Source organism: Gardnerella sp. 26-12 (assembly GCF_001660745.1).
In the GTDB taxonomy this organism is placed as follows: Bacteria; Actinomycetota; Actinomycetes; order Actinomycetales; family Bifidobacteriaceae; genus Bifidobacterium; species Bifidobacterium swidsinskii.
This window is the reverse complement of record NZ_LWSR01000168.1, coordinates 1-839: the sequence shown is the minus strand read 5'-3', so window position 1 is coordinate 839 and position 839 is coordinate 1. Positions and strand designations below refer to the sequence as shown.

Annotated in this window: 1 protein-coding gene; it reads right to left on the bottom strand. The window is 36.6% G+C overall.

The genetic code is table 11. The features are described 5' to 3' along the window. Positions 1-406 precede the first annotated feature (406 nt). On the bottom strand, positions 407-718 hold the full coding sequence (locus A5295_RS06240) for a hypothetical protein (RefSeq protein WP_219705556.1): 312 nt from the start codon (positions 716-718) through the stop codon (positions 407-409). Between the last annotated feature and the right edge of the window lie 121 nt (positions 719-839).

Here is an 839-nt window from a genome sequence, read left to right as displayed (position 1 = left end):
CATAGTAAGTATAAATAAAAAATAAGCCCCGTTCGATTGCAATCATTGCTGAGCAATCGAACGGGGCTTATTTATTGCAACTTTTGCCGATACTAGTTTTAATTCTTTTTGCTAGAAGTAAAGCGCCCACTGCAAATAGCATAACGCCCCGAGCAACCATAGCAATAATAGATGGCACTAATTCTGGCACTAAGCTCATTGTGCATTTTCTTGAGAATCCTGATCGTTTTGTTTCTTTTTAGCAAATTGAGGATGAGCATACTCTGGCCCAATATATGAAGTATCAGGCAATGGTAGCTCGGTAGTAGGCTTAGTATGTTGTGGTTGCGCATACTGAGGTTGCGCATACGGCTGACCATATTGAATTTGTTGTGGTTGCGCATGCCAGTTGACATTTCTTTGATTTTCATATTTTGCATAGAGCTGATTCCGGCAATATCCATAATCTCCGATACGCGACTTTTTGGAATTTTACAATATTTTGTAACGAATGTGAGCTTTTTATAGCACTAGTATTTCTATAATTAGCTTTTAAATCTAATACTTTGCCGACTGTTTTTATTGGGGAATTAAGCTTTTTGTATGGGACGCCGTCGAATAATACTTCACCTTCATTGGCTTTTATGAGTCCCAATGCGCAATATAGCGCAGTTGATTTTTCGGAACCGTTAGGTCTAACAAATCCCGTAACTTTGCTATCTTCTGCTACAAAAGAAATATTATTGAGTACTTGCTGTTTTTATAGTACTTGCATATATTTTGTATCTCTAACATAACTAAATCCTACTGCGAAAAATGTAATAGAAACCCTATTTGTGTAAAAAATTAAGGACTTTATC